The organism is Microcystis sp. CS-574, assembly GCF_028329095.1.
Taxonomy (GTDB): Bacteria; Cyanobacteriota; Cyanobacteriia; order Cyanobacteriales; family Microcystaceae; genus Microcystis; species Microcystis ichthyoblabe_A.
In genome coordinates this window covers 1-3,530 of sequence record NZ_JAQMSY010000047.1, presented here as the reverse complement: position 1 = coordinate 3,530, position 3,530 = coordinate 1, and the positions used below count along the sequence as shown (strand labels likewise).

Here is a 3,530-nt window from a genome sequence, read left to right as displayed (position 1 = left end):
TACTTGAGATTGGCAACCAAGCGAACAATCCAGCGATATTGAACTGTGTTGTCGGCCATGGGTTTACCGTCGGAGTCAGGATAGAAAAGTTGGGGTTCGATGGGTGCTTGAACCATGCTTTATCTCTTGCGATCGCATTTTGCCTAACTTTATTGTATCACCGCAAATCCTGGGTTTGAAATCCTGTCCTTTTATACTAAATCCGTTGAGTAACGCACAGAAAACGGGTTTCTCGGAGAAACCCGTTTTCTGCTCATGCAAAAGGCTTCGGCCGTGAGATCAGCCGAACGGCAAAAAGGGGAATAAATAATCAGTCTTTAATAACCAGATTTAGTATTAGGACGACTTTGCCTTAGACCTCTGGCAAAAGTTGTATAAGTAGGGCGTGTTACGCTGTCGCTAACGTACCTTTATTTTTATAAGTAACTTAGAGTATTTTTAAGATTTATTAAAGTCAATGGTAAGATTAAGTAAAATCAATGGTTAATAGATATACCTCTAGGGGAATATCTATTACGGTTGAGGCAGAACCACATTTTTTAAGAGGAGAAAGAGAAAAATCTGCCCAACAGTATGCTGTTTTTGTGGTTAAAACTGCGTCCATTAACTCAAAAGTTGCATCTTTGGCACGTCCAATCAAGTTATAGGTCTCTGTTCTAAATTTTTGAAGTTCCAGAATGTTATTATTCATCTAAGGGAGTTTCTTTAATGCTTGTATTTTTTATTTTCTCCCTTTTTGTTATTCTTGCTTTATTAATATAAGGAAAGGTTACTATTGAGTAAATACTTTAGTTTGGCTATAAAAATTGCAAAATATGAAATGTAAAAATTCTTGACGACGGTGGAAAATTTTGCCATATTTTTCGCTAATAAAGATTCATATCCTGAGTTTGCTGGAGAAGGAAGCACTGTCTATTCCCTGTTCCTGAAAATGCCCAGACTTGTCTGTTCTCATTGGCGACGTGCCAAAAAAAGAAAGAGCAGCGAGTGTCAAAATCGCTACAATATATAGATAAAATCCTAATTGCGAGGAAAGCCTATCGATACCATCTTCGGCAATACCCAGGGACTAAAAGCTAGTCAGATGAAACAGCTACAAAGGCTGTACCATGAACGCTTGCCTATTGATACCCTCACCACCCCAGAATTCGCCCAAAGACTGGCGGCCATCAGTACCGATATCCATCAACCCCTCTGCACCTATATCAACCGTCGCGGCCAGGTAATTCGAGTGGGAGTGGGAACCCCCCGACAAACGCAATTTTCTCTCTTGGAACTACCCCGCTACGGTTCCGAACGTCTTTGCGGAATTCGTTGCATCGCCACGGAACTCAAGCAAGAACCGCCAAAAGAATCCAGTCTAACCGCCATGGCTTTGCAAAGATTAGACGCACTGGTGATCTTAACCCTAACTGGCACAGGCATGATCCGTCGCGGTGGTGGGGCGACCGGTTATGTGGAGCAAGTCTATCTGGCGCATCTCATACCACAAAGTCAAACAAATGTCAATAGTAATATATACTGGTCTGTCTCCCCGCCCTTAAATCTAGAGGATTTAAGCAAACAGGACTTTTTAGAGTTAGTGGAAGGACTAGAGGCGGAGTTTCAGCGAGAATTTACCGCTATAACCGTTGATACAGCCGAAGATCGGGTGCTATTGGTTGGTTTAATGACCGACGATATGAGCGATCGCCAGTTTGAGGACGGTTTAAGCGAATTAGAGCGTTTAGTTGATACCGCCGGGGGTAAAGTTTTGCAAGTCACCCGACAAAAACGGGATCATCCCCATCCTCAAACAGTGATCGGTTCGGGAAAAGTGGCAGAAATCGCCCTACAGGTGCAAACTTCGGGAGCTAACTTAGTTGTATTCAATCGCGACCTTTCTCCCGCCCAAATTCGCAATCTAGAGAACCAAATCGGGGTGAGAGTGGTCGATCGCACCGAGGTTATCCTGGACATTTTCGCCCAACGGGCCCAATCGCAAGCGGGTAAACTACAGGTAGAATTAGCCCAATTAGAATACACTTTACCGCGTCTCACCGGGCGCGGATTAGCCATGTCGAGATTAGGGGGAGGAATTGGCACTCGCGGACCAGGGGAGACAAAATTAGAAACAGAACGCCGAACTATTCAACGTCGTTTATCCCGTCTCCAGGATGAGGTGGATCAACTGCAAGCTCATCGTTCCCGTTTACGCAAACAACGGCAAAAACAAGATGTAGCCAGTGTGGCGATCGTCGGTTACACCAATGCGGGAAAATCTACTTTAATTAATGCTCTCACCGCTGCCGAAGTTTATACCGCCGATCAACTGTTTGCTACCCTCGATCCCACCACCCGACGCTTAACTATTACCGATCCCCTCACCCAAGTCTCTCACACCCTGTTACTAACCGATACGGTGGGTTTTATCCACGAATTACCCCCCTCGCTGGTGGATGCTTTTCGGGCAACTTTAGAGGAAGTAACGGAAGCAGAGGCATTACTCCATCTGGTGGATCTCTCCCATCCAGCTTGGGAAAGTCAGATTGCCTCGGTGTTAAAAATCCTCTCGGAGATGCCGATTCAAACCGGTCCAATGTTAATGGTGTTTAATAAGTTGGATCAGGTAAAAAGCGACGATTTGGAAATAGCTAAGGAAAAATATCCCCAAGCTGTTTTTATCTCGGCTATTCGTCGGCTAGGATTGGAAACTTTAAAACAAAAGTTAATCGATTTAACCGCTTAATTAGGGTTTGCGGCAAAAAGTTTTTCCTGGGGACAGGGTGTGGGGTGTGGGGTGTGGGGTTTTACCAGTTTTGAGGTGGCCAATTACCTAATTTTCAGGGAAAAAGTGCCTAAATTTCCCCCCGATCACTCCAATGGTCAGCACTTTTTGAGGGAAAAAAAGTCTAAAAGCCTTATCTAACAAGGTTTTTAGATTTATTCAGCAAGCCCTACATAAGAGCTTTGCGATCGCCAATAAAAATGCCAGGTTTTGAGCGGTAGGGGCGAATTGCTCGCCGGTGTTCAAAACCTGGCACCTAATTTGAGATTTATTTAGCAGACCCTAATGAGCAATTATTTCTGCCCTTTCAACAAACTGATGATAGTATTCAGTTTTTCCTCAAGTTTTTGGTTTTCTTCCTCCAATTTAGCAATCTTATCCAACAATGCTTGGTTTTCGCTGACTGCCGCTGCCGCCCGCAATTTACGCACATCCCGACCAAAGCCCATCAATGCCGGACGTTCCACATAAGTGACCCGGTGCAGTACCCGCCAGGCTTTATTGGGTTTACCTGCTTGGGCCTGACGCAAGGCTCGCGCTTCCTCATCATTACTGCGTAACCATTCGGGATCAACCACATAGTTAAAAGAACTCTTGCAAATTAATTATATGTTATAATGATGGGTTAACTAATTTTCCCCAAAAAATTAGTTAATCAGTACATTCGTCCTGAATGAAAACTTGAAGTTTAACTTTTAACTCAAAACTCTTTAGAGCTGCTTTAATTTGGTTATCAAAACCTCTTTATTTAAGCGGCACAAAC

General features: G+C 43.9%; 3 protein-coding genes and 1 pseudogene. 1 reads left to right on the top strand and 3 read right to left on the bottom strand.

Translation table 11 applies throughout. The features are described 5' to 3' along the window. Both PN470_RS03250 and PN470_RS03245 read right to left on the bottom strand, forming a co-directional pair. A pseudogene (locus tag PN470_RS03250) lies at positions 1–116 on the bottom strand (Uma2 family endonuclease); the annotation flags it as partial. Between the two features lie 350 nt (positions 117–466). Next, positions 467–691 carry a hypothetical protein gene (locus PN470_RS03245; protein ID WP_002732487.1) on the bottom strand — a complete coding sequence of 75 codons (225 nt, stop codon included), beginning with the start codon at positions 689–691 and terminating at the stop codon, positions 467–469. 333 nt (positions 692–1,024) lie between these two features. Here PN470_RS03245 and hflX point away from each other — a divergent pair, with 333 nt between their 5' ends. Further along, positions 1,025–2,728, top strand: coding sequence for a GTPase HflX (hflX, locus tag PN470_RS03240; RefSeq protein ID WP_271939063.1), 1,704 nt, complete (start codon positions 1,025–1,027; stop codon positions 2,726–2,728). A gap of 332 nt (positions 2,729–3,060) precedes the next feature. Here hflX and PN470_RS03235 read toward each other — a convergent pair whose 3' ends face one another. After that, a complete protein-coding gene (locus PN470_RS03235) occupies positions 3,061–3,345 on the bottom strand; it encodes a hypothetical protein (RefSeq protein WP_271939061.1) in 285 nt (94 codons plus the stop codon). Positions 3,346–3,530 lie beyond the last annotated feature (185 nt).

Excerpts from the sequence above, each read along its gene's own strand:
- PN470_RS03245 (WP_002732487.1), bottom strand. The coding sequence starts at position 691 with ATGAATAATAACATTCTGGAACTTCAAAAATTTAGAACAGAGACCTAT.